Annotated in this window: 4 protein-coding genes; 2 read left to right on the forward strand and 2 right to left on the reverse strand. The window is 37.0% G+C overall.

Annotated features, from left to right (window positions below; all coding sequences use genetic code 11):
* A partial coding sequence (locus ACK5ON_RS03860; RefSeq protein ID WP_409820047.1) for a saccharopine dehydrogenase C-terminal domain-containing protein occupies positions 1–771 on the forward strand: 771 nt, incomplete at its 5' end.
* A gap of 470 nt (positions 772–1,241) precedes the next feature.
* Complete coding sequence (locus ACK5ON_RS03865) at positions 1,242–1,712, forward strand: Lrp/AsnC family transcriptional regulator (RefSeq protein ID WP_396173499.1); 471 nt, start codon at positions 1,242–1,244, stop codon at positions 1,710–1,712.
* A gap of 70 nt (positions 1,713–1,782) precedes the next feature.
* On the opposite strand, the gene ACK5ON_RS03870 is transcribed toward ACK5ON_RS03865, so the two are convergent.
* Positions 1,783–2,478: a zinc metallopeptidase gene (locus ACK5ON_RS03870; protein ID WP_409820049.1), complete on the reverse strand. Its 696-nt coding sequence runs from the start codon at positions 2,476–2,478 to the stop codon at positions 1,783–1,785.
* Between the two features lie 85 nt (positions 2,479–2,563).
* On the reverse strand, positions 2,564–2,977 hold a 414-nt coding region (locus ACK5ON_RS03875; RefSeq protein WP_409820052.1), incomplete at its 5' end, for a class I tRNA ligase family protein.

Below are 2,977 nucleotides of genomic sequence, written 5' to 3' on the forward strand. Positions count from 1 at the left end.
CCCTATCATAAATTATTCCGTAGAACAGAGTTTCTAGAAGTAGAAGGTTATGGTAAATTTGAAGCGTATGGCAATCGCGATTCGTTGAAATACAGAAGCGTTTATGGATTAGACAATATCTTAACTTTATACCGAGGAACCATTCGCAGAGTAGGATTTTCTAAAGCTTGGAATATGTTTGTGCAATTGGGTATGACTGATGATACGTATGTTATGGAAAACTCGGAAACGATGAGTTACCGTGATTTTATCAATTCGTTTTTACCTTATTCACCAACGGACTCTGTGGAAATTAAAACCCGAATTCAATTGGGTATTGAGCAAGATGACATCATGTGGGACAAACTACTGGAGCTCGATTTATTCAATGCCAATAAAATAGTAGGGCTAAAAAACGCTACGCCTGCTCAAATTTTAGAACACATCTTGAATGACTGTTGGAAATTACAACCCAATGATAAAGACATGATAGTCATGTATCACAAATTTGGCTATGAAATAAATGGACAAAGAAAACAAATCGATTCGAAAATGGTATGCCTTGGCGATGACCAAACCTACACAGCCATGGCAAAAACGGTAGGTTTACCTGTTGCAATGGCTGCTATTCAAATTCTAAACGGCAACATCAAAACGCCTGGTGTGCAATTGCCTATTCGTAAAGAAGTGTATGAACCAATTTTAAAAGAACTCGAAGAATTTGGCGTAATCTTCAAAGAAACTGAAAAAGCTTATGTGGGTTACAATCCTGATAAATTGTTGGGGAATTAATTGATTTTGGAGCGAATGGTTCGGGCATTTTTTGGAGTCCATTTTCCTGCTTTTCGTTCTATCTTTTATATCTAAAAGGTTTTGAAAACCAGTTAGATATAAAAGATGCCACTACAATCAGGGCTATTTAGCGATGGCCTTTTATTAAATCAGTTGTAAATTGTGTTTTTTACTTATATTCCAAAACAAAATTCTTATTTTTGCTTTCAAATAAACTGTTTTTAAACAAAAACATGCTACAACTTTACATTCGGGTTAATTGTAGACTTGTATTATATATCGCCCCGCTGGGGCTTTAAAAACATAAAACAATTCTTTACTACCTAGCTTTCGCTCCTAAAGGAGCTTTTTAAGTCCCATCGGGACTGCATATTGGTTGATAAAGTATCAATCCGAAATAAGCCCCTTCGGGGCGACATATAAATTATTCGGAATTTTTAATCCTATAATGACATTTCAAATACAATCTTATGAAAATAAATCAGTTACAAATAGAAATTGATGGCATCGATAAAGAAATCCTGCGCGACCTCATGATAGATGCCCGAAAACCCATTTTACAAATTGCAAATAAAATTGGAATTTCGGGTGCGGCTATTCACCAACGATTGCGAAAACTAGAAGATGCTGGTGTGATTGCCAGTTCAAAATTAATGGTTGACAACAAGGTTTTGGGTTATAAAACCATGGCGTTTATTGGTATTTACTTAGACAAAGCATCGAGTAATGCCGAAGCAGTAAAAGAACTTAAAAAAATTCCAGAAGTGCTAGAATGTCACTATACTACAGGAAACTGGAGTATTCTTATCAAAATCATTTGCCGCGATAACGAACATTTGATGCAACTCTTGAATAAAAAAATCCAACCGATTGAAGGTGTCTCAAGAACCGAAACCTTTATCTCGTTAGAACAACAAATTGAACGACAAATACAACTTTAAAAAAAACCCTGTCAGAGTTTATCCCGAGACTTCGGGACTGACAGGGTTTACAGTATTAACTTAATCAACCTTAATCTCTTCTACCAAAAACTTGCAAAGCCCAATATAACAGCGAAGCCAAAGCACCAATAGCGGCAACAACATAGGTTCGCGCTGCCCATTTCAAAGCATCTTCTGCTCCGGCATATTCCTCTTGGCTCACCATATTTTTGTTTTTTAACCAAGCTAAAGCTCTGTTACTCGCATCATACTCAACCGGCAATGTGATAAAACTAAAAGCGGTGGCAACCGCCATTAATACCAAACCGATAACGGCAATGTAAAATCCGAGACCTAATCCTGCAGCTGCACCTAAAATCAGTCCTCCAAAAATTAAATATTGTGAAAGTGTGGAAGAAACGTTAACAATTGGCACTAACTGAGAACGAAGTTGAAGCATATTATATGCCGTAGCGTGTTGCACTGCATGACCACATTCGTGAGCGGCAACGGCTGCAGCAGAGGCATTTCGCTGATTATAAACGGACTCACTCAAGTTGACGGTTTTGTCCGTTGGGTTATAATGGTCAGTTAATTGTCCTGGCGTTGAAATAACTTTGACATCATAAATGCCGTTGTCATGCAACATTTGAGTAGCAATTTCGGCACCGCTCATGCCATTACGTAAATGAATTTTTGAGTATTCTGCAAATTTGCTTTTCAGTTTTGAACTCACTAGCCAACTTACTAAAGCGATTGCTCCGATTAAAATATAGTATCCAAACATAATTATGATTTTTAAGTTTTTTATATAAGTAGCAAATTATGCGCCAAATGTTACAAATGACAAATTGACATTTTTTTAATAACCTCTACGATACAAAGTTAATAACTTTTCCTGGAACGATAATCACTTTATTCGGAGTTCTTCCCTCCAATTGTTTGATAGTTCTTTCATCCGCCATTACAATTTCCTGAATTTGTGGAACGGTTAAATCCAAAGGTAGCTTGATGGTGAAACGCATTTTTCCGTTAAACGAAACCGGATATTCTTTATCAGATTCCACCAAATATTTCTCTTCGCAGATTGGAAAAGCAACCGTTGAAATTGAACCGTCATGACCTAATTGACTCCATAATTCCTCAGCGATATGTGGAGAGAATGGAGAAAGGAGAATGAGAAGGGGTTCCAGAATTTCGCGCTTGTTACATTTCAATTCTTGCAACTCATTCACACAAATCATGAATCCGCTTACGCATGTGTTCCATGAATAGCGATCCAGATC

This window comes from Flavobacterium sp. (genome assembly GCF_046317795.1).
GTDB lineage: Bacteria > Bacteroidota > Bacteroidia > Flavobacteriales > Flavobacteriaceae > Flavobacterium.

Bases quoted from the DNA above. Each gene is read 5' to 3' on its own strand.
- ACK5ON_RS03865 (WP_396173499.1), top strand. From the start codon at position 1,242: ATGAAAATAAATCAGTTACAAATAGAAATTGATGGCATCGATAAAGAA.
- ACK5ON_RS03870 (WP_409820049.1), bottom strand. From the start codon at position 2,478: ATGTTTGGATACTATATTTTAATCGGAGCAATCGCTTTAGTAAGTTGG.